The organism is Streptosporangium sp. NPDC050855, from assembly GCF_044456585.1.
GTDB classification, from domain to species: Bacteria; Actinomycetota; Actinomycetes; order Streptosporangiales; family Streptosporangiaceae; genus Streptosporangium; species Streptosporangium longisporum.
In genome coordinates this window covers 122,741-144,623 of the sequence record NZ_JBITFY010000001.1, presented here as the reverse complement: position 1 = coordinate 144,623, position 21,883 = coordinate 122,741, and the positions used below count along the sequence as shown (strand labels likewise).

At 72.2% G+C, this 21,883-nt stretch carries 16 protein-coding genes; 9 read left to right on the top strand and 7 right to left on the bottom strand.

The window, feature by feature from the left end; genetic code table 11:
• Positions 1 to 58: 58 nt before the first annotated feature.
• The 3 genes from ACIBCT_RS00600 to ACIBCT_RS00590 form a co-directional block, all read right to left on the bottom strand.
• The gene (locus tag ACIBCT_RS00600; RefSeq protein WP_399185261.1) at positions 59 to 1,351 is read right to left on the bottom strand and encodes an aminotransferase class I/II-fold pyridoxal phosphate-dependent enzyme; all 1,293 of its coding nucleotides are present in this window, start codon (positions 1,349 to 1,351) and stop codon (positions 59 to 61) included.
• A gap of 360 nt (positions 1,352 to 1,711) precedes the next feature.
• The gene (locus tag ACIBCT_RS00595) at positions 1,712 to 2,434 is read right to left on the bottom strand and encodes an HNH endonuclease family protein (protein ID WP_399185260.1); all 723 of its coding nucleotides are present in this window, start codon (positions 2,432 to 2,434) and stop codon (positions 1,712 to 1,714) included.
• Between the two features lie 187 nt (positions 2,435 to 2,621).
• Complete coding sequence (locus tag ACIBCT_RS00590; protein ID WP_399185259.1) at positions 2,622 to 3,590, bottom strand: magnesium transporter CorA family protein; 969 nt, start codon at positions 3,588 to 3,590, stop codon at positions 2,622 to 2,624.
• A gap of 166 nt (positions 3,591 to 3,756) precedes the next feature.
• Between ACIBCT_RS00590 and ACIBCT_RS00585 the strand changes: the two genes are divergently transcribed.
• On the top strand, positions 3,757 to 4,248 hold the full coding sequence (locus ACIBCT_RS00585; RefSeq protein ID WP_399185258.1) for a hypothetical protein: 492 nt from the start codon (positions 3,757 to 3,759) through the stop codon (positions 4,246 to 4,248).
• Here ACIBCT_RS00585 and ACIBCT_RS00580 read toward each other — a convergent pair whose 3' ends face one another.
• Positions 4,249 to 5,667, bottom strand: a complete 1,419-nt coding sequence (locus ACIBCT_RS00580; protein WP_399185257.1) for a benzoate/H(+) symporter BenE family transporter — start codon at positions 5,665 to 5,667, stop codon at positions 4,249 to 4,251.
• A 70-nt stretch (positions 5,668 to 5,737) separates the two neighbouring features.
• Here ACIBCT_RS00580 and ACIBCT_RS00575 point away from each other — a divergent pair, with 70 nt between their 5' ends.
• The 5 genes from ACIBCT_RS00575 to ACIBCT_RS00555 all read left to right on the top strand — a co-directional run bounded on the left by ACIBCT_RS00575 (position 5,738) and on the right by ACIBCT_RS00555 (position 12,499).
• On the top strand, positions 5,738 to 6,337 hold the full coding sequence (locus tag ACIBCT_RS00575) for a helix-turn-helix domain-containing protein (protein WP_399185256.1): 600 nt from the start codon (positions 5,738 to 5,740) through the stop codon (positions 6,335 to 6,337).
• Between the two features lie 81 nt (positions 6,338 to 6,418).
• The gene (locus ACIBCT_RS00570) at positions 6,419 to 7,639 is read left to right on the top strand and encodes a nitrate/nitrite transporter (protein ID WP_399185255.1); all 1,221 of its coding nucleotides are present in this window, start codon (positions 6,419 to 6,421) and stop codon (positions 7,637 to 7,639) included.
• A 546-nt stretch (positions 7,640 to 8,185) separates the two neighbouring features.
• A complete protein-coding gene (rho, locus tag ACIBCT_RS00565; protein WP_399185254.1) occupies positions 8,186 to 9,541 on the top strand; it encodes a transcription termination factor Rho in 1,356 nt (451 codons plus the stop codon).
• A 185-nt stretch (positions 9,542 to 9,726) separates the two neighbouring features.
• Positions 9,727 to 10,557, top strand: coding sequence for a putative RNA methyltransferase (locus ACIBCT_RS00560; protein ID WP_399185253.1), 831 nt, complete (start codon positions 9,727 to 9,729; stop codon positions 10,555 to 10,557).
• A gap of 175 nt (positions 10,558 to 10,732) precedes the next feature.
• Positions 10,733 to 12,499 (top strand): S9 family peptidase, encoded by a 1,767-nt coding sequence (locus tag ACIBCT_RS00555; protein WP_399185252.1) that lies wholly within the window; start codon positions 10,733 to 10,735, stop codon positions 12,497 to 12,499.
• A gap of 90 nt (positions 12,500 to 12,589) precedes the next feature.
• Here the strand turns inward: ACIBCT_RS00555 and ACIBCT_RS00550 are convergent, their stop codons facing one another.
• Positions 12,590 to 14,128, bottom strand: coding sequence for a PP2C family protein-serine/threonine phosphatase (locus tag ACIBCT_RS00550; RefSeq protein ID WP_399185251.1), 1,539 nt, complete (start codon positions 14,126 to 14,128; stop codon positions 12,590 to 12,592).
• Between the two features lie 120 nt (positions 14,129 to 14,248).
• Between ACIBCT_RS00550 and ACIBCT_RS00545 the strand changes: the two genes are divergently transcribed.
• Together ACIBCT_RS00545 and ACIBCT_RS00540 are read left to right on the top strand one after the other, a co-directional pair.
• On the top strand, positions 14,249 to 18,442 hold the full coding sequence (locus ACIBCT_RS00545) for a HAMP domain-containing protein (protein ID WP_399185250.1): 4,194 nt from the start codon (positions 14,249 to 14,251) through the stop codon (positions 18,440 to 18,442).
• A gap of 3 nt (positions 18,443 to 18,445) precedes the next feature.
• On the top strand, positions 18,446 to 19,078 hold the full coding sequence (locus ACIBCT_RS00540) for a two-component system response regulator (RefSeq protein ID WP_399185248.1): 633 nt from the start codon (positions 18,446 to 18,448) through the stop codon (positions 19,076 to 19,078).
• Between the two features lie 58 nt (positions 19,079 to 19,136).
• Here the strand turns inward: ACIBCT_RS00540 and ACIBCT_RS00535 are convergent, their stop codons facing one another.
• Positions 19,137 to 19,598, bottom strand: coding sequence for a MarR family winged helix-turn-helix transcriptional regulator (locus ACIBCT_RS00535; RefSeq protein ID WP_399185247.1), 462 nt, complete (start codon positions 19,596 to 19,598; stop codon positions 19,137 to 19,139).
• Between the two features lie 76 nt (positions 19,599 to 19,674).
• Between ACIBCT_RS00535 and ACIBCT_RS00530 the strand changes: the two genes are divergently transcribed.
• Positions 19,675 to 20,433 (top strand): SDR family NAD(P)-dependent oxidoreductase, encoded by a 759-nt coding sequence (locus ACIBCT_RS00530; RefSeq protein ID WP_399185246.1) that lies wholly within the window; start codon positions 19,675 to 19,677, stop codon positions 20,431 to 20,433.
• Between the two features lie 105 nt (positions 20,434 to 20,538).
• Here ACIBCT_RS00530 and ACIBCT_RS00525 read toward each other — a convergent pair whose 3' ends face one another.
• Positions 20,539 to 21,774 carry an NYN domain-containing protein gene (locus tag ACIBCT_RS00525; protein ID WP_399185245.1) on the bottom strand — a complete coding sequence of 412 codons (1,236 nt, stop codon included), beginning with the start codon at positions 21,772 to 21,774 and terminating at the stop codon, positions 20,539 to 20,541.
• Positions 21,775 to 21,883 lie beyond the last annotated feature (109 nt).

Below are 21,883 nucleotides of genomic sequence, written 5' to 3'. Positions count from 1 at the left end.
GGGCGTCAGCCGGTCCGCGCCCCCTCCGGCCCGGCCGGGCCGGTGGGACCGGTGGCAGTCAGGCCCGGCCCGCGTCCCGCAGCACCTTCTCGGTGGCGACGAGGCGCACGCAGACCGTCAGGCCCGCGATGGCCGCCTCCAGCTCCTCCTGCTCCGGGTAGGTGGGGGCGATGCGGATGGTGCTGTCGCGCGGGTCGGTCCCGTACGGGTGGGTGGCGCCCGCGGGGGTCAGGGCGATGCCCGCCTCCCCGGCCCGCATGACCACGTCGCGGGCGCAGCCGTCCAGCACGTCGAGGCTGACGAAGTAACCGCCCGCCGGGGTGGACCAGGTCGCCAGGCCGGTGCCGCCCAGCTCCTTGGACAGGATCGCCTCGACCGCGTCGAACTTCGGCCGCAGCAGCTCCCGGTGGCGGCGCATGTGCTCGGCCAGTCCGGCCTCGTCGCGCAGGAACTGCACGTGGCGCAGGTGGTTGATCTTGTCGGGACCGATGGTCCGCTTGCCCGTGTGCCCGATCAGCCAGGCCACGTTGGCCGGGGACGCCCCGAAGAAGGAGACCCCGGAACCGGCAAAAGTGATCTTGGAGGTGGAGCCGAAGACGAGGGCGCGGTCCGGGTTCCCGTTCTCGGCGCAGAGCGTCAGGATGTCGGCGATCTCGACGGGCGTGTCCGTCAGGTGGTGCACCGCGTAGGCGTTGTCCCAGAAGATGCGGAAGTCCGGGGCGAGGGTCGGCATTGCGGCCAGGCGCCGCGCGGTCTCGTCGCCGTAGCTGACGCCGCTGGGGTTGCTGTACTTGGGCACGCACCAGATGCCCTTGATCTGCGCGTCCTCGGCCACCAGACGCTCGACGACGTCCATGTCCGGCCCGTCGGCGTCCATCGGCACCGGGATCAGCTCGATGCCGAACCGCTCGCACAGGGCGAAGTGGCGGTCGTATCCCGGCACCGGGCACAGGAACGCGATCCGCGGCTCGTCGGCCCAGCGGCGGGTGGCGCCGGGCACCGTGCCGAGCAGGGCGTGGACCACCGTGTCGTGCATCAGCGACAGGCTGGAGTTGTCGGCCGCGACGAGCTGCGCTGCGGGCACCTGCAGCGGGCCGCTGAAGATCTCCCGGAGCTCGGGCAGGCCCTGGAGCCCGCCGTAGTTGCGGCAGTCGGTCCCGTCGGCGGCGGCATGGCCCCGGGGAAGACCGAGCAGTTCCTCGGAGAGGTCGAGCTGGCGCGCCGAGGGCTTGCCCCTCGTGAGGTCGAGCGAGAGCCCGCGCCGGACGAGCGCCTCGTGGTCGCGCCGGGCCGCGTCCCGCAGGGCGGTCAGCTCGTCGATGGACAGGGCCGAGAGGGCCGGAGAGGTCACGGGAGTTCCTTCGCCTGCTGGTCGGTGCCGGTTCCGGAGGTGAACGGCGACGACCGCGAGAACGGCGCGCGACCTCCTCCGGAGGTGACCGGGGTCGGTCTCGAAGGATAGAAGACCACACCGCGCGACCGGAAACCGGCACCCGAACCCGTGTCCCGGGTTCCTTCCCGGCCGTGTCCGCCCAGGCGCCTCCCTCCGGCCGCTTCCGCTCGGTCGCCTCGTCTCGCCTCGCCTCGCCTCGTCTCGTCTCGTCTCGGCCGCTGACACGGGCACGGGCCGCTGGCGCGGGCACGGGTGCGGACGGGGACGCGAAAAGGCGGACGGGCACGCGAAAAGGACGGGCACGCGAAAGGGACGTGGTCAGCGGCACTGGGCGAGCATGACCCTCTTGTCCGCGCGGGTGACCGGCAGGTCGTACTTCAGGGCGACCTGGGCGAAGCGGACGACGTAGGCGCAGCGGATCCCCCGCCTCGGGGGGAGCCAGGACGCCGGGCCGGACCCGCCCTTGGCCTCGTTGGCGTCGCCGTACACCGGGAGGAGGTTGAGCGGGTCGTTGGCGAAGCGCGTCCGCTTGGACATCGGCCAGCGGGAGGTCCCCATCCGCCACCCGTACGAGAGCGGGACCACGTGGTCGACCTGGATCTCGTCGGAGCGCTTCTTGCTCCAGCGGACGATCCGGCCGGTGTAGGGGTCGCGCAGCCTCATGGAGACCACCACGCACTCGGAGCCACGGCGGTAGCGCACCTGTTCGCCGTCGCGGGCCAGCAGGTCGTCGCGGGTACGGCAGCCGTTTCGCGCGTACGGCACGTCCCGGGCGGTGTCCGCCCAGTTCTCGCCGTACCGGATCCGGCTGTAGCCCGCCTTGGACCTCATCCCCGCGACGCGGAGCCCGCCGATCAGCCTGGTGGCGGCCCTGCGGTCGCCCGCCGACCTGACCGCCGCCAGCCCGGGGCCCACGCCGTCTGGATTGTCCAGTGGCGCGACCCTCGCCGGGGCGGCCCCGGCGGGAGAGTCCTCACGCGCCGACAGTGAGAAGAGCACCGCGGCGCCGAGCACCACGGTGAACACCCCCCGCGTGCTCACCCATGCCTCCAGAAAGGTCTCCGGGCTCGGACTTTGTTGATTCCCGGCAATCCGTTGACCGACACGGGACGTCCACCGGTTGAGACCCGGCGCCGGCCGGCCGGGGACGCGCCGCCCCGGCCGACCGGTCCGCGACCGGAGCCGGGGCCCTGCCCGGAGCGGAGGCCCGGGGCCGGTCGGCGCCGGGTCAGAGCCAGTTGCGCTTCTGGAAGGCCCGGTAGAGCAGGACGGTGCCCACCACGATCAGGAGCGTGGACGTCCAGAAGCCGATCGAGTGGCCGTAGCCGGGATAGGGCACGTTCTGCCCGTAGTAACCGGTGATCATCGTGGGCACCGCGATGATGGCCGCCCAGCTGGTGATCTTCTTCATGATGTCGTTGAGCCGGAAGCCCTGCTGGTTCATGTGGGTGTCCCGGACGTTGGTCACCAGGTCCTGCAGTGACTCGCTCCACTCCGCGGTGCGCAGGGTGTGGTCGTAGATGTCCTGGTAGTACGGGACGAGCTTGGCCTCCAGGATCTCCTCCCCCCTGCGCAGCAGGCTGCCCACCACGTCGCGCATCGGCACGGCCAGCCGACGGAAGCGCACCAGCTTCTTGTGCATCTCGAAGGTCCGGCGCTGGATGTGCGGCATGTCCCCGGGGTTCTCCTGGAACAGGTCGTCCTCCAGGTCCTCGACCCGGTCGTCCACGGTCTGCAGCACGTCGAAGTAGCCGTCCACGACGTAGTCGAGCACGCCGTGCAGCAGGTACGGCACCCCGAGTTTCACCAGCTCGGAGTTGGCGTCCCAGCGCCTGACCACCTCGTCGATGTCGAAGGTGGGGTTCTCCCGCACGGTGACCAGCGCGTTCTTCGTCACGAAGATCGAGACCTCGACGAACTCGACCGTGTCGTCCTTGATCCTCGCGGCGTAGGCGGTGATGAACAGGTGGCTGTCGTAGGTGTCGAGCTTGGGCCGCTGCTGGTTGTGGAGCGCGTCCTCGACGGCCAGGGGGTGCAGCCCCAGCTCCTCGCTGACCTTCGCCAGGTCCGCCTTCGTGGGCGAGCAGAGGTCGAACCAGACGACGGCCGAGTCGTCCGCCACGTGGTCCGAGATGTCGTCGATCGGGAAGCCCTCGGCCTCCAGGACGCCGTTGCGATACAGGCGGGTGCGGTCCATGGGCGCCCACCCTAGCCCCGTCCGGCACGGCCTTCGTAGGTGGCCGTACGGATATATTCCCGGCAACCTCGGGGTTCGAGGAATAACCTCGCCCGCCCCGGGCAGCAGTGGCTACCACAACAGACGAAGCCTGAGGTGAGGTCACATGATAGTGCTGGGACTTCTCTTGATCGTACTCGCGGGTGCGACCGTGATCGCGGTCTCCTGGGATGAGACCGCAGCATCGACCACCACCGCTACGTTCACGATGTTCGACCGTACGTACCAGCTGACCCAGCTGGAGCTCTTCTTCGCGGGTGTGGCCACCGGAGCGGTCTTCCTGCTCGGCCTCGGCATCATCTTCGCCGGGATGAAGCGTTCGGCCGCGCGCCGTCGCAAGCTCCGCGCCGCGCGGGCGGAGGAGCACGACCGCGTCACCCGTCTGGAGGAGGAGAAGCGGGAGCTGGAGCGCAAGCTCGACGAGACCCCCGCGACTCCGGCGACGACCGCTTCGACGACGACCACCACCACCTCCACGGCCCCGGCGGTCGACCGTGACCGCGACGGCGTCGACGACCGCCTGGAGGACACCGCCCCGCACCCGCGGGTCGACGTGCCCCGCCAGACCGCCGACGACCAGCTGGTGGCCGGTCGTCACGGGAACACGGACCGCCACTAGTCACCCGTCTCGTCCCACCTCCGACCGATCCCGACCGAATTCGTCCGACGCCGGTGCGGCACCCATCGCACCGGCGTCGGCATGTCCGGACGGTCTCGTCCCCCTGCCTGCGGCCTCTCGCGACCCGTCCCCCAGCAGGGCGGGGACCCGCGCGAGGTCCCGATCCGCCGTCTCCTCCGCGCCGCTCTGTCCGGCTTCCCTTCCGGCACGCTCCCCCTCGGGTCCCGTCACCCCGGGAACGGTCTCCCGCGAGGTGGACGCGTCGGGCGGGGACGCGCGGCGGTGGTGCAGGAGCGTCATGAGCCCTCCGGCGACGAGCCCCCAGAAGGCCGCGCCGATGCCCAGCAGCGTCAGCCCGGAGGCGGTCACCACGAAGGTGACGGCCGCGGCCTCCCTGCGCTCGGGGTCGGCGACGGCGGAGACGAGGGCCGCTGCGAGCGCGCCCAGCAGGGCCAGGCCCGCGACGGCCTCGACCAGCAGCGGCGGGGAGAGCAGGACGAGCGCGGTGGCCAGTCCCGAGCCGATCCCCAGGACGATCATCGAGATCCCCGCGGTGGCCGAGGCGATCCACCGGCGGGACGGGTCGGGACCGGCGTCGGGACCGGCGGCCAGGGCCGCGCTGATCGCCGCCAGGTTCACCGCGTGACCGCCCAGCGGCGCTCCCAGCGTGCTGGCCAGGCCGGTGGAGACGAGGATCCCGCGCAGCGGGGGGCGGTAGCCGTACCCGGCCAGGACCGCCATGCCCGGCACGTTCTGCGAGGCCATGGTGACCAGGAACAACGGGAGCGCGATGCTGACCAGCGCCTGGGCGCTCCAGGAGGGGGCGGTCACCTCCACGATCGGCCACAGGTCCGCCGCGCCCGGTGCCTGCCCGGTCAGGGCGATCGCCGCGACGGCGACGAGGAGGGCCACCGGGGTCGCCCAGCGGCGCGCGAACCTGCTCAGCAGGACCCAGACGAGCACGGCGGGCCCGGCCAGCAGCGGTATCTCGGCGAGCGCCCGGACCGGCGCGATGCACAGGTCGAGCAGGACCCCCGCGAGCATGGCCCCGGCGATCGGCGCGGGGATCGCGCCGATCCAGCGGCCCAGGGCCGGGAACAGGCCCGCCGCGGTGAGCAGGAGGCCGGAGACCGCGAACGCGCCGACCGCGGCGGGAAACCCGCCCTGCACGGTTCCGGTCGCCACCAGCAGCGCCGCGCCGGGCGTGGACCAGGCGATGGTGATCGGGACGCGCCGGCGCAGGCCGAGCCAGACGGCGACCACGCCGTTGGCCACGCAGAGCGCCAGCAGCCCGGACGCGGCCTGCCGCTGGTCGGCGCCCACCGCCCTGAGCCCGGCCAGGACGACCGCGAACGAGCTGGCGAAACCGACGACCGCGGTGACCACTCCGGCGACCACGGGTTGAAGCAGGCGGGACATGTCGATCCTCACGCGGGGGGACGTGCGCCGTTCCGTAAACGGAACAGCCTCGATGCCGCACCATAGCCTCATGGACTCCGGAGCACAAAACCTTTCGCCCGCCCTGGACGGTGTCACATCCGGCATAGGGCGGCGGATCCGCCTGCTGCGCGAGGAACGCGGCATGTCGCTGTCGGCTCTGGCCCGTGCCGCGGGCGTCGGCAAGGCCACGCTCTCCGGCCTGGAGAACGGCACCCGCAACCCGACGCTGGAGACCCTCTGGGCGATCACCGCCGAGCTGGGCGTCCCGATGGCCATGGCCATCGGCACCCCCGCCGCGGGCACGGGCACCACCCCGGGCGGGAGCGTGAGCGAGGGGACGCCGGTCATCCACGGGACCGCCGTCGGCGGGGCGCTCCTGCAGGTCTTCGAGGACGAGTCGGTCACGTACGAGCTCTACCGGCTGGTGATCCGCGCGGGGACGCCGCAGGTCTCGCCCGCCCACCACGAGGGCGTCACCGAGCACGTGACCGTCTTCGCCGGGACGCTCAGCGCCGGGCCGGTCGGGGCCCCGATGCGGGCCGGGCCCGGCGAGCACGTCTCCTGGCGGTCGGACGTCCCGCACTCCTACGCCGCCCTGGGTGACCGGGACGTCCACGCCTCCCTGCTGATGCGCTACCCGCGTCCCTGACACCCGTGCCACCGGTCCGGCCGCCGTCGACACCCGGCCACCCGGGTCCATTTCAAAATTGGGCAAAAGTAATATTTAGGTATGACACCACGGTCCCTGGCGATTCTCTTCTGGGCCACGGGTGTCCTGGCGTACGTGATCGCCGTCTTCCACCGGCAGTCACTGGGTGTGGCGGGCATCGAGGCGGCGGCACGGCTCGGCGTCGGCGCGGCCGGGCTCTCCGCGCTGGCCATGTGCCAGCTTCTCGTCTACGCGGGCATGCAGGTGCCGGTCGGCATGCTGCTCGACCGGTTCGGCTCCAAGCGCATGCTGGTGCTCGGGGCCGCCGTGATGGCCTGCGGGGAGCTCGTCTTCGCCCTGGCCTCGGGGCTCGTGGCGGGGATCGCGGGTAGGGCGCTGGTCGGCTGCGGCGACGCGATGACGTTCATCAGCGTGATCAGGCTGGTCAGCCTCTCCTTCTCCGCCCGCCGCAACCCGCTGATCGTGCAGATCACCGGCCTGATCGGCCAGGTCGGCGCGGTCGCCTCGGCGGTGCCCCTCATCCACTCCCTGCACGTGTACGGCTGGACGCCCACGTTCACGGGCGCCGCCGTCCTCGGCGTGGTCTCCGCGTTCCTGGTGCTCCTCGTGCTGCGCGACTCCCGTCCCCAGCGGTCGGACCGCCCTCCCGGCCTGAGGGCCGCCTGGGCCGAGCCGGGCACCCGGCTGGGCATGTGGACCCACGCGGCCACCCAGTGCTCGTCCGCCTCGTTCCTGCTGCTGTGGGGGTACCCGTTCCTGGTCCAGGGCCAGGGGCTGTCCCCGGCGACGGCGGGCGTGCTGCTGTCCACGCTGACCATCTGCGGCATGGCCTGCGGGCCGCTGCTCGGCTACCTCGCCGGGCGGTTCCCCTTCCACCGCTCCCGCCTGGTGCTCTTCGTGATCGGCACCACCGCGGGGGCGTGGAGCGCCGTGCTGCTCTGGCCGGGGCGGGCCCCGTTCTGGCTCTTGGTGGTGCTCGTGGTGGCGCTGGGGACCAACGGCCCCGGGTCGCTGATCGGGTTCGACTACGCCAGGACCTTCAACCCCACCACCCGGATCGGCGCGGCCACCGGCATCGTGAACGGCGGCGGCTTCGTCGCCTCGGTCTCGGTGATCGCCCTGATCGGCGTCACCCTCGACGTGATCGGGAACGAGAGCCTGGACGCCTTCCGGTGGGCGTTCCTCATGCAGTACCCGGTCTGGGCGCTGGGCACCGTCCAGGTCCTCCGCTACCGCGGCAAGGCGCGCCGGCTGCTCCTGGCCGCCGAGACGAACACCTGACCCGCCCGACCCGCCCGCCGCGCCGGATCGCGAGGTCACAGCGGCCGCCGGGGCCGGGAACACCCCGGCCCCGGCGGCCGTTGTGACCTGATGTGGCCCCCGCCCTCCTGTCCGGGACGGCGTGAGAGTGCTACCGTGATCGCGGGTGTGACGCACCGCCGGCCAGACCGCGTGCGACGATCCGCCCTTCTTCCCCGTGACCGCGGTGCCGGTCCGATCGCTTGAACCCGGTCCGGCCGTCGTGCGGCCGATCCGATCTGATCCGATCCGCCACCGTGAGCCGGTCCGCCGCGTTCGCACCCGTCCCCGGTGCGCCGGTCCGCCGCATTCACGCCGTCCGGCCACCCACGCCGGTCCGCCGCGTTCACGCCGGTCCGCCGCGTTCACGCCGTCCGGCCACCCGCGCCGGGCCTTCCGCTCCGCTCCGCGTCCGGGCCGGCTCGCCTCCGAGCCCCTCCCCGGCACCGGGCACGCTCGGCCGCCCCCGTCCCCGGACGGGCCGTGCGGCCGTTTCCCCCACGTTCCACGAGACCCTGAGAGGTCCCCATGACGACCGAGACCCCCGCGGTGATCACCACCGCCCCCACGACCCACGAGACGTCCACGACCACCGGGACGTCCGCGACCACCTCCCACCCGGCCGCTCCCCGCGCGACCACCGTGCACGAGGCCGGCACCCGCAAGAGCACCCGCCGCACCGGCGCGCCGGAGAGCAGGGCCAGGAAGGTCCCCCGCCCCCGCCGGGGCGACGCGGGCGGCACCGCACGGACCCCGCGGGCCCCGTCCGGCGACCGGGCCGCGGGAGCGTCCGGGGGACACGCCCCCGTCGAGACCGTGACCGGCCTGCTCGACGTCCAGGGCAGGACCGGTCACCTCCGGACCCGCGGCCACCTGCCCGGACCGGGTGACGTGCGCGTTCCCCCCGCCCAGATCACCGAGTACGGCCTTCGTCCCGGCGACCTCGTCGTGGCCACCTCGCGAGCCCCGTACGAGAGGCTGGAAGGGGTGGAGAGCGTGAACGGCGGTCCCGCCGGGCGGCCACGGCCCGACTTCGCCGACATGACCCCGATCCACCCGCGCGAGCGGCTCCGCCTGGAGGCCGGATCGGCGACCGGCCGGATCGTCGACCTGTTCGCGCCGGTGGGCAAGGGACAGCGCGGCCTCATCGTCGCCCCGCCCAAGGCGGGCAAGACGATGGTCCTGCAGAACCTGGCCGCCGCGATCAGCGCGAACCACCCGGACTGCCACCTCATGGTGGTGCTCGTCGGCGAGCGCCCCGAGGAGGTCACCGAGATGCGCGAGTCCATCCGGGGCGAGGTCGCCGCGTCCACCTTCGACCGTCCCGACCGCGACCACACCGCCGTCGCCGAGCTCGCGGTCGAGCGCGCCAAGCGCCTGGCCGAGAGCGGGCGCGACGTCGTGCTCCTGCTGGACTCCCTGACCCGGCTCGCCCGCGCGTACAACAACCTCGCCCCCGGTGGCGGGCGGACGCTGGCCGGTGGCATCGACACCACGGCCCTGCTGCCCCCGCGGCGCTTCTTCGGCGCCGCGCGCAACCTGCGCGACGGGGGCTCGCTGACCATCCTGGCCACCGTCCTGGTCGAGACCGGCTCGCGGATGGACGACAGCCTGTTCGAGGAGTTCAAGGGCACCGGCAACATGGAGCTGCGCCTCAGCCGCGCCCTCGCCGACAGGCGCCTCTACCCCGCCGTGGACCTCGACGCGTCCGGCACCCGCCGCGAGGAGATCCTCCTCGACCCGCAGGAACGGGAGCTCACCTGGCGGCTGCGCCGCACGCTGGGCGGCCTGGAGCGGCAGCAGGCCCTGGAACTCCTCCTCGACCGGCTCGGCGAGACCCCCGACAACGCGGCCTTCCTCCGGTTGATCCGGCAGACCACCTGATCACCGGCCCGTCCCACGGGCCCCGCCCGCACCCGGCGCGGCCCCGGTGCCGCCGCGGTACGGACCCGGTGCGGCCCGGATGCGGCCCGGATGCGGCCCCGGCGCGGACCCGGTGCGGACTCGGTGCGGACCCGGTGCGGACCCGCCCGGACGGCGCCCCCCGCGGCAGGCGGCATGATGGCGGGATGCTGGCCGATGTCGTCGAACACCTCGCCTGCCCGGTCTGCGCGGGCGGGCTGACCCTTCACGAGCGGGCCCTCAGGTGCGACCTGGGGCACGGCTTCGACGTCGCCAGGCAGGGGTACGTCAGCCTGCTGACCGGGTCGCGGGTGCCGGGCACGGCCGACACCGCGGCCATGGTCGCGGCCAGGGACGCCTTCCTCGGCGCCGGGCACTACGACCCCCTCGCCCGCGCGGTGGCCGGGGCCTGCCCCGCCGGGGCCAGGGTGCTGGCGGACGCCGGAGCCGGGACGGGACGCTATCTCGCCGGGGCGCTGGACGCGCTGCCCGAGGCCGTCGGGGTGGCGCTGGACGTCTCCAAGCACGCGATCAGGCGGGCCGCGCGGGCGCATCCGCGATCGGGTGCCGTGGTGGCCGACGTATGGAGGCCACTCCCGTTGAGAGATGGCACGATAGATGTGCTTCTGAATGTGTTCGCCCCAAGAAATGGGGCAGAGTTCGCTCGGGTGCTCAAAGGTGCTGGTGAGCTCGTCGTGGTCACACCCACCTCACGGCATCTCGTGCCACTGGTGGAGCGGCTGGGACTCCTGTCGGTGGACGAATCGAAGGAGCGGCGGATGGCGGAGAGCCTGAGCGAGCACTTCATCGAGACCGGCCGGAGCAGCCACGCGTTCGAACTCGTCCTGGATCACGACGCGATCGAGGCGGTCGTGGGGATGGGTCCGAGCGCCCGGCACACGGATCCCGGGGTTATGCGAAGAAAGATCGCTGATCTGCCTGAAAAGAGCACCGTGGAGGCTTCTTTCCGCATGTCTATCTTTAAGCGTCGCCCTTAAGCAAGCTGTGTGCTTGACAGCTACCTTGGCGACCCGTGTTACTGATGTGACATTTAGTCCGAAATTCCCTGACATTAACCAAGCAATTGCCCGGTGAAGGCGACATACTGGACCGCAATCCGGCGGGCCGCGCCCGGACACGTGAAGCTGAAGCCTTGACGGAGGGAAGCGCCATATGAAGGCGGAGGAGCGCTGGCAGGCCAGGTTCCGCGCGCCGCGCGTGACGCTGCCCGTGTGGGCGGGTCAGGCCCCCAGCCGGTCCGTCTACCGCAGCAACGCCTCGGGAGCGTGGGAGGTCTACGCCTGGGACCGGGCGGCGGGTTCCACCCGGCAGGTGACCTCCAGGCCCAAGGGCACCTCGCACGGCGCGATCGACCCCACCGGCCGGTGGATCTGGTGGTTCGAGGACACCGACGGCGACGAGTGGGGCCGGTGGATGCGCCAGCCCTTCGGCGGCGGGCCCGACGAGCCGATCGACCTCCCCCCGGGCTTCCCGTCCGGGCTCGCGCTGGCGGCCACCGGCGACGCGGTCGTCGGGATGGCCAGGCCCGGCCAGGGCTTCACCGTCCACCTCGTACGGCCCGGCGAGCCCGCCCGGACGGTCTACGAGCACTCCGAGGCCGCCTCGGTCTCCGCGGTCTCCCTGGACGGCTCCCTGATCGCGATCGGCCACAGCGAGCACGGCGACGCCCGCCACCCCGCGTTGCGCGTGCTCCGGCCGAACGGCGAGGTCGTCGGCGACCTGTACGACGGCCCCGGCAAGGGCGTCCTCGGCCTGCGCTTCGCCCCGCTGTCCGGGGACCGCCGGCTGCTCACCCTGCACGAGCGCAGGGGCCGCCGCGAGCCCCTGGTCTGGGACCCCGAGACCGGCGACCAGCGCGAGATCTGGCTGCGCGACCCCGGGGAGATCACCGCCGACTGGTACGACGACGGCCGGTCGCTGCTCGTGGTGCGCGCCAACCGCGGCCGTACCTCCCTGACGCGCTACGACCTCCCCGGCGGCGGGCTGTTCCCGATCGAGACCCAGCACGGCGTGATCGACGCCGCCGCGCCCCGGCCCGACGGCTCGGTCGAGTACTCCTGGTCCAGCGGGGCGCACCCGCCGCTGATCCGGTCGACCAGCGGCCACGTCGTGATGAACCACGGCGGCCCCACCTCGCCCCCGTCGGTCCCGGTCGAGGACGTCGACGTGGAGGGGCCGGGCGGCCGCATCCACGCCCTGGTCTCGCGCCCAGAGCGCGGTTCCGGGCCCTTCCCCGCGGTCTTCCTGCTGCACGGCGGGCCCACCGCGCAGGACGACGACTCGTTCGTGCCGCAGGTGGCCGCCTGGGTGGACCTCGGCTTCGCGGTCGTACGGGTCAACTACCGCGGCTCGACCGGCTACGGTTCGGCCTGGCGGAACGCCCTGCACGGCGACCTCGGGCACATCGAGCTCTCCGACGTCGCCGCGGTCAGGGAGACCATGGTCGACCGGGGCGTCTGCGACCCCGACCGGCTGGTGCTCGCCGGCGCGTCCTGGGGCGGCTACCTCACCCTGCTGGGGCTGGGCACCCAGCCCAAGACGTGGGCGGCGGGCATCGCCACGGTGCCGATCGCCGACCACGAGGCCACCTACCGGGAGGAGGCCGAGGGACTGCGCTCCTACCACCGCGCGCTGTTCGGCGGCTCCCCCGAGGAGCAGCCCGAGCGCTACGCGGGCAGCTCGCCGATCACCTACGTCGACCAGGTCGAGGCGCCCCTGCTGATCCTCGCCGGGGAGAACGACCCGCGCTGCCCGATCGGGCAGATCGAGGCGTACGTGGCGCGGCTCGCCTCGCGCGGCCACGAGCACGAGGTCTACCGCTACGACGCGGGCCACGGCTCCCTGGTCGTCTCCGAGCGCATCGCCCAGATGTCGGCGCAGCTGGACTTCGCCCGCAGGCACATCAAGATCGACAGCTGACCGCACCGCCACGCTCCCCGGCGTACGGACGGCAGGCGCGGGCGGGCAGGAAGGGCCGGGAACGTCCGGCAGACGCGACGGACGCGGCGGTCAGCGGGCGCGCAGCACCACGATCGCCATGTCGTCGGCGCTCGGCTCGGGGGCGAAGTCCTGGACGGCACGGCGGATCCGTTCGGCGACCGCCCGTGCCGACAGGCCCGCGCACTCGGCGAGCAGCCTGGCCAGCCCCCCGTCGTCGTCGAGCAGCCGCCCGCCCCTGCGGCGCTCGGTGACCCCGTCGGTCACCGCCAGCAGCACGTCACCGGGGTTGAGGTGGACGACCTCGGCCTTGAAGGTCGCCTCGGGGAACACGCCCAGCAGCGACTGGGAGGTCACCACGGTGTCCACCTCCCCGTCGGCGCGCAGCCTCAGCGCCTCCGGATGCCCGGCGGAGACCATCGACACCTCCAGCCCGCTCGCGGACGGGGTGATCTCCCCGTGCAGCAGCGTCAGGAAGCGCGCGCGGTCGCCCTCGTCCAGGATGGCCTGGTTGAGCCGGTCCAGGACCGCGGCCACCCCGTAGCCCTCCCGGGCCAGCAGCCGCAGGGTGTGCCGGGCCAGGCCGGTGACCGCGGCGGCCTCGGGACCCGTCCCGCAGACGTCGCCCACCGCGAACCGCCACGAGGACTCCCCGGCCGCGAACAGGTCGTAGAAGTCCCCGCCGACCTCGTTGGTCTCCCCGGCCGGCTCGTAGACCACGGCGGGGTCGAGACCGGGGATCTCACCCGGCTCGTCCGGGGGGAGCAGGCTGCGCTGCAGCGCCCGGTTGGCCGCCGCCTGGGTGGCGTACAGCAGGGCGTTGTCCAGTGCGAGCGCGGCCCGCCGGCCGATGTCCTCGGCGTACTGGAACACGTCCTCGGCGAACCGGTCGGGCCGGCCCAGGCACATCGCGCCCAGCGTGCGCCCGCGCGCCAGCAGCGGGATGATCAGCATCTGCGAGTCGGCGAGCTGCATGGACCCGCCGGTCTGCGGGATCTGGACGGCGTCGAGCTCCTCGCGCAGCTCGTCGATGCGCTGCTCGTCGGTGTGCCACAGGTAGGCCGGCCGCTGCGGGCCGCCCTCGTTGTTCCAGGTGTAGACCGCGCACCAGGTGGCCAGCCTCGGCACCACGATCTGCGAGATGATCGCGGGCACCATGTCGGGGTCGAGGGTGCCCGCCAGCAGGTCGCTGGCGTCGGCGAGGAAGCCCATCCAGATCGGCCCGCGATTGGGCTCCTCGGCCGTCCACTCCGAGGACGGCCGCCCGGAGGAACCGGGTAGCCTGAGTTTGGCCCAGTGTGTGCGCTGCTGCCCGGCGAAGGTGACACCCCACTCCTCCACCGGCACGGACGGGGCGTCGAAGCCCGACTCCGGTGCCCGCCTGTGGCGCACCTCTATCTGCAGACCGTCGCCCAGATGGCTCCAGACGATCTCGAAGGGAACACCGGTCACCTGCGACGAGAGATCCATCGCCAGCCGCTCGGCGGGCGCCATGACGGACGCGGCGGCCCAGGCGGTCATCACCTCTCTGGTGAACCGCCTGGCTTCGGGGACGGCCGTCTCTCCCGGGGCGAAGGTCGCCGCCAGGACGGCACGGGGAGCACCGGTCATTGTTCCGTGACTACCACACTTCCCGTTGACATGGGGTGAATCGAAGGTAGGACTACACATTGCGCACCGTGACAGACTGGTATGACTCACGGCTGCGCCCCCGGGAGTCAAGGAGGTCACATGACCACGGTCGACACCGTGCCCGACGTCGAGGAGCGACGTTACAGCGAATCGGACCTGAGGCCGATTCTGCAGACGCTCATCACCTGGCGCGACGGTGACTTCCGCCGCCGGGTGCCGCACGCCCCGCCCGGTATTCTCAGCGAGATCCGCCTGCTGCTCAACGAGGTGGCCGACCGCCGAGAGCACCTGGCCAACGAGCTGCACCGGGTGCGCCGCGAGGTGGTCAAGGAGGGCCGCTTCAGCGAGCGCCTGACCCCCGGCCCCGGCGTGGGCTCGTGGGCCGAGAGCGTCGACTCGGTCAACGCGCTGATCGACGCGCTGGTCGGCCCGGTCAGCGGGGCCGCCGACGTGATCGACGCGGTGGCCAAGGGCGACCTGTCGCGCCGGATCGACCTCGACCGCGGTGCCCGGGGCGAGGTGCGCCGCCTCGGCAAGGCGATCAACGGCATGGTCGACCAGCTCTCGCTCTTCACCTCCGAGGTGACGCGGGTGGCCCGCGAGGTCGGCACCGAGGGCCGGCTGGGCGGCCGGGCGAACGTGCGCGGGATGTCCGGGAGCTGGCGCGACCTCACCGAGGCCGTCAACACCATGTCCAGCCGCGTCTCGGCCCAGGTCCGCGACATCGCCGCGGTGACCACCGGGGTGGCGCGGGGCGACCTGAGCCGCAAGGTGACCGTCGACGCGGTCGGCGAGATGTTCGAGCTGAAGAACACCGTGAACACCATGGTGGACCAGCTGCTGGCGTTCGCCGAGGAGGTCACCCGGGTGGCCCGCGAGGTCGGCACCGAGGGACAGCTCGGCGGCCAGGCGCAGGTGCGCGGCGTCTCGGGGGTCTGGAAGGACCTCACCGACAACGTCAACGTGATGGCCGGCAACCTGACCACCCAGGTGCGCGCCATCGCCGCGGTCTCCACCGCGGTCGCGCAGGGTGACCTGTCGAAGAAGATCACCGCTGACGCGCAGGGCGAGATCCTCCAGCTCAAGGACACCCTCAACACGATGGTGGACCAGCTGTCGATGTTCGCCGACGAGGTCACCCGGGTGGCCCGCGAGGTCGGCACCGAGGGCCAGCTCGGCGGCCAGGCCCGGGTGCGCGGCGTCTCGGGGGTCTGGAAGGACCTCACCGACAACGTCAACTCGATGGCCAACAACCTCACCTACCAGGTCCGCAACATCGCCGAGGTCACCACCGCGGTGGCCAACGGCGACCTGACCCGCAAGATCGACGTGGACGCGCAGGGCGAGATCCTCGCGCTGAAGACCACCATCAACACCATGGTCGACCAGCTCTCCTCGTTCGCCTCCGAGGTCAGCCGGGTCGCCCGCGAGGTCGGCTCCGAAGGACAGCTCGGCGGCCAGGCGCAGGTGCCCGGCGTCTCCGGCACCTGGAAGGACCTCACCGACAACGTCAACGTGATGGCCAACAACCTGACCACCCAGGTGCGCCAGATCGCGGCCGTCTCCACCGCGGTGGCCCAGGGCAACCTGTCGAAGAAGATCACCGCTGACGCGCAGGGCGAGATCCTCCAGCTCAAGGACACCCTCAACACGATGGTGGACCAGCTGTCGATGTTCGCCGACGAGGTCACCCGGGTGGCCCGCGAGGTCGGCACCGAGGGCCAGCTCGGCGGCCAGGCCCGGGTGCGCGGCGTCTCGGGGGTCTGGAAGGACCTCACCGACAACGTCAACTCGATGGCCAACAACCTCACCTACCAGGTCCGCAACATCGCCGAGGTCACCACGGCCGTCGCGTCGGGGAACCTCAACCGCAAGATCGACGTGAACGCCCAGGGCGAGATCCTGGCGCTGAAGACCACCATCAACACCATGGTCGACCAGCTCTCCTCGTTCGCCTCCGAGGTCAGCCGGGTCGCCCGCGAGGTCGGCTCCGAGGGCAAGCTCGGCGGCCAGGCCCGCGTCGAGGGCGCCGAGGGCATCTGGAGGGGCCTCACCGAGAACGTCAACGAGCTCGCCGCCCGCCTGACCACCCAGGTGCGCGCCATCGCCGAGGTCACCACGGCCGTCGCCACCGGCGACCTGACCCGTTCCATCACCGTCGACGCCGAGGGCGAGATCGGCGAGCTGAAGGACAACATCAACATGATGGTGTCGGTGCTGCGCGACACCACCACCGCCAACCAGGAACAGGACTGGCTGAAGTCCAACCTGGCGAGGATCTCCCGCCTCATGCAGGGCCACCGCGACCTGATGGAGGTCGCCAGGCTCATCATGAGCGAGCTGACCCCGCTGGTCTCGGCCCACTACGGCGCCTTCTACCTCGCCGAACCCGCCGGCGACCACGACCTGCACCTCATCGCCGGGTACGGCGCCCGTCCCGGCAACGGCCCCCGCCAGCGGTTCGCGACCGGCGAGGGCATCGTGGGCCAGGCCGCGCTGGAGGGCAGGGGGATCGTCCTCGGCAACGTGCCCGCCCGCTACCTGACCGTCGACACCGGCCTGAGCACCTCCACGCCCGCGCAGATCGTCGTGCTGCCCGTGCTGTTCGAGACCCAGGTGCTCGGCGTGCTGGAGCTGGCCTCGTTCAACGAGTTCAGCGAGGTCCACCACGACTTCCTGAACCAGCTCGTCGAGACCATCGGCGTCACGATGAACACGATCATCGCCAACTCCCGTACCGAGGACCTGCTGACCGAGTCGCAGCGCCTCACCACGGAGCTGCAGGAACGCTCCGACGAGCTGCAGCGCCAGCAGGAGGAGCTGCGCCGCTCCAACGCCGAGCTGGAGGACAAGGCCGCGCTGCTGGCCAAGCAGAACCGGGCCATCGAGATCCAGAACTTCCAGATCGAGCAGGCCCGACGGACGCTGGAGGAGCGCGCCGAGCAGCTCGCGGTCTCCTCCCGCTACAAGTCCGAGTTCCTCGCCAACATGTCCCACGAGCTGCGCACCCCGCTGAACAGCCTGCTGGTGCTGGCCAAGCTGCTCACCGAGAACGCCGACGGCAACCTCACGCCCCAGCAGGTGGAGTTCGCCCGCACCATCCACGGCGCGGGCTCGGCCCTGCTCCAGCTCATCAACGACATCCTGGACCTGTCCAAGGTCGAGGCCGGGCGGATGGACATCCACCCCCAGCAGATCTCGCTGCCCAAGCTCGTCGACTACTTCGAGTCCACCTTCGCCCCGCTGGCGCAGGACAAGGGCCTGTCGTTCACCGTCGAGGTGGACCCGTCGATCCCGCAGGAGCTGCGCACCGACGAGCAGCGCCTGCAGCAGGTGCTGCGCAACCTGCTCTCCAACGCGATCAAGTTCACCCCCAAGGGCGAGGTGAAGCTGCGCGTGATGCACGCCAGGCGCGCCGTCGCCTTCGTGGACGACACCCTGCGCGGCGCCGACGGCATCCTGGCCTTCGAGGTGGTCGACACCGGCATCGGGATCGCCTCCGACAAGCTGGAGGTCATCTTCGAGGCGTTCCGCCAGGCCGACGGGACCACCAGCCGCAAGTACGGCGGCACCGGCCTGGGGCTGTCGATCTGCCGGGAGATCGCCCGCCTGCTCGGCGGGGAGATCCACGTGGTCAGCAAGGTCGGCGAGGGCAGCACCTTCACCCTCTACCTGCCGCCCTCCTACGGCGGCCCGCTGGCCTCCCGCGACGGCGGGGCCAGCGCCCTCACCTCCTCCCCCCGCAACCCGGTGCTCCTCGGCGTGACCGACGAGCCCGACGAGCTGCCCGAGCTGCCGGAGATGCCCGCGCTGCCGATCGGCGAGGACATGCCGCTGCCGGCCTTCTCCCGGGAGGAGGGCAAGCCGTGGAAGGGCGAGGACCCGCTGACCGGCGCGAAGATCCTGATCGTGGACGACGACATCCGCAACGTGTTCGCCCTGACCAGCGTTCTGGAACGCTACGGCTCCACGGTGATCTACGCGGAGAACGGCCGCGAGGGCATCGAGCAGCTGGAACGCAACGAGGACGTCTCCCTGGTGCTCATGGACATCATGATGCCGGAGATGGACGGCTGGGCCACCACCTCGGCGATACGCCGGATGCCCCAGTTCGCGGATCTGCCGATCATCGCGCTAACCGCTAAGGTCATGCGAGGCGACCGGGAGAAGAGCATCGCTTCCGGCGCCTCCGACTACGTGCCCAAGCCCGTGGACGTCGACCGCCTGCTCGAACGGCTGCGCGGCTGGCTGACCCGGGGCAAGCCGGCCGGCGACTCCGACGAAGGCGTGTGATCGATGCCGGACAGAGCCAAGATCCTCCTGGTGGACGACCGGGAGGAGAACCTCATCGCGCTCGAGGCCATCCTCAGCTCGCTCGACCTCGTACCGGTCCGCGCGAAGTCCGGGGAGGAGGCGCTGAAGGCCCTGCTCGGCACGGAGTTCGCGCTGATCCTGCTGGACGTGCGCATGCCGGGCATGGACGGGTTCGAGACGGCCGCCCACATCAAGCGGCGCGAGCGCACCCGCAACATCCCGATCATCTTCCTGACCGTGGTGGACAGCGCTCCCGACTACGCCTTCCGCAGCTACGCGGCCGGCGCGGTGGACTACCTCACCAAGCCCTTCGACCCGTGGGTGCTCAGGGCCAAGGTCGCGGTGTTCGTGGAGCTGTACAACATGAACCGCAGGATGGCCGAGCAGGCCGCCATGCTCCGTGAGCGTGTCGGCGCCGAGCTGCCCCCCGGCGAGCCGTCCGACCAGGCGGCCGTGCTGCCCGAGCTGTCCCGCCGCCTGACCTCGGTCGAGGAGGAGCTGGTACGGGTCGTCGAGCTGGTCCGCGAGAACGGGGACCCGCGCCTGGCGGGCCCGGTCGCCGAGCTGTCCCGCCGCCTCGACCACCTGCGGTCCGGCTTCGACGCCCTGACCTGACGGGCGCTCCCCTCACCACCGTCCGGGCCGGGCCGGGGCGGGAGGGGCGCCGGCGGGGTCACTCCTCGGCCAGCACGGCCTCGCCGACGTCCCCGCGTAGCCGGTCGTTGGCCCGTTCGAGCGCGGCGAGCACGATCTCGCGCTGCTCGTCGCTCGTGCCGCCCATCGTCTGCTCGGCCAGTTCCGCCCACACCCGTTCGATGGCCGGCACCAGCTCGTGGCCCGCGTCGGTCACCACGATGCGCACCTGGCGGCGGTCCGTGGCGACCGCCTCGCGCCGGAACCAGCCGCTGTTCTCCAGCCGGGCCAGGCTGCGGGTCGCGGTCGGCGGCTCGATCCCGACCCGGGCCGCCAGCTCCGAGACCGTCATCCCCTCGCGCTCCTGGGCCAGCAGCCAGAGCAGCACGTCCTGGCCCGGGTGCAGGCCGAGCTCGGCGAGCTTGCGCGCCTTCACGGCGCGGTAGAGCTTGCTCATCTTGTTCAGGGCCCGGTTGACGCGCATCGCCTCGCTTGCATCCACGACCAGCATCCTATATCTATGTAGTCGGCTAATAGATAGCCGACTAATAGATGGTCGGCTAAGCATTGGAGGAACGATGAATCTCGGACTCGACGGCCGGGTCGTGCTGGTCACCGGGGCGTCCGGCGACATCGGCTCCGCGATCGCCAGGGCGTTCGCGGAGGAGGGCGCGCCGGTGGCCGCGGGCTGGCACGGCAACGAGGAGGGGGCACGCGCCGTCGTCGACCCGATCGTCCGGGCGGGGGGCAGGGGCATGACCGTGCGGATCGACCAGCGTGACCGCGAGTCGGCACGGGCGGCGGTACGCCGCGTCGAGGACGAGCTCGGTGACGTCGCGGTCCTGGTCGCGAACGCGGTCGCCTGGCCGGACAGGACGCAGGAGACCTGGGACGGCCTGACCGACGGCCTCACCGCGAACGTGACGGGGACGATGGCCGTGATCGACGCCGTCCTGCCCGGCATGAGGAGCGCGGGCTGGGGGAGGCTGGTGCTCATCTCGTCGGACGTGGTCGACCAGCCCATACCCGCGGGCGTGGCCTACCCCGCCGCCAAGAGCGCGCTGGAGGCGGCCGCGAGGGTGCTCGCCGTCCGGGAGGCCCGGCACGGCGTCCTCACCAACGTCGTGCGGCCGGGCTTCACGCTGACGGAGCGAGCGCTGAACACTCCCGGGCTCGGACGGCCGGCCGTCGACGCCGAGGGCGCGCAGACACCGACGGGCCGCATCTGCACGCCACAGGACGTCGCCTCCGCGGTCGCCTACCTGGGCTCGGCCGCGAACGGGCACGTCAACGGCGAGATCCTCTCCGTGGCGGGCGGGCGGCAGCTGACCCGCTGACGGCGGTCACCGCGCGTCCCCGGCCGGACGGCCCGCGCCTTCCACCGGCTTCGCCACGCCCGGTGCCCACGCGCCCGGCAACGGCTCGGGAGTAGCTCCGGGGGCTCAGCGCCGGGCGCGCTCCAGGGCGTCCCAGAAGCCGCGGCGCAGGGCGTGCCGGACCTCGTCGTGCAGCAGGAAGTCGATCGGCAACGACGACCCCTGCAGCAGGCGCGCCTCCAGGTCGGAGGGCATCCGGGGCTTGCGGGCCAGGACGGCCTCCAGCCACAGGGCGGGCGCGTCCTTGGCGACGGACTCGCCGAAGTCGTGTCCCTCCTTGTGCGCGGCCTGCACCGCGTCCGAGAGGGTCGTCGCACCGGGGCCGGGGCCGGTGCTCTGCTGCGGCACCGGAGCGGCGTGAGGGCCGGTGTAGGCGCCCATCTGCGAGGGCTGGTACGCCGGCATGCCGCCGGTGTTGCCACCGCCCAGCGAGTACTGCGGGGCGGCCGGCGGCGGCCCGGCCTGTCCGCCCGGTGCCGCGTGGGACGGCGACGGGGACGGAGGGGTCGCCGCCTGGGACGCCTGCGGTGCCTGGGCCGGCTGACCGGACGGGGCGGGCGGGGCGGCCTGCGGGAGCGGTGACTCCTGGGTGTAGCTCGGATAGGCCGAGGACGGCAGCGCGGGCTGGGCATGGGCCGCGCGGGACTTCTGCACCGCGGGGACGGGGCTGGTGACCGGGGACCCGTTGGCGCCGCCGGCGCGGGAGGGGGCGGACTGCCCGTTGCTCGCGTGCCGGTGGCCGTTGACCGCCAGGGCCGGCGTCTCGCCGCTGATCAGGCTGACGTGCGGGCGCAGATGGGTGGCACCGATCTCGATGAGGTCGTCGCACTCCTGGCGCAGCGTGCGGGAGACGGCCCAGCTTCCGTCGGCGCTGATGTGCACCACGGTCACCCGGACGCCGAGGTCCTGGGCGTCGCACACGACCTGCGCCAGGTCCTCGTCACCGCTGACCACGACCGCGTCGCAGACCGCGCCGTTGCGGGCCAGCGTCATCAGGTCACGGTGGACCTGGGCGTCGACGCCCTCGCGACGACCGGGACGGATGCGCGACAGGCGGAGCTTCAGGCCGGGGATGTCGGCCAGCGTGTCGTGCTCGGGCGTACGACGGCCCTCCACGGTGGCCTCGTACCAGTAGCAGCGCAGCAGCGGCAGGCCGGTGCGCTCCCTCGACAGCTTGTTCAGCAGCTGGAGCAGCCCCGGATAGTCCCAGGCGACCGATTCGCGATGGCGGGTCCCGTGCACCGCCATCGCGCCGTCGGCCAGCAGGTAGCCGGCGTCCACGAACAGCGCACAACGATCCACACGACACCGCCCTTCCTACGTGGCCCGATCCTTCGGCTCAGACAGGCCTGAAACAGCCCCTGAGAGACCGGACAGACGGCCCTTCCTCAGGGTAATCAAGCGGCTGACC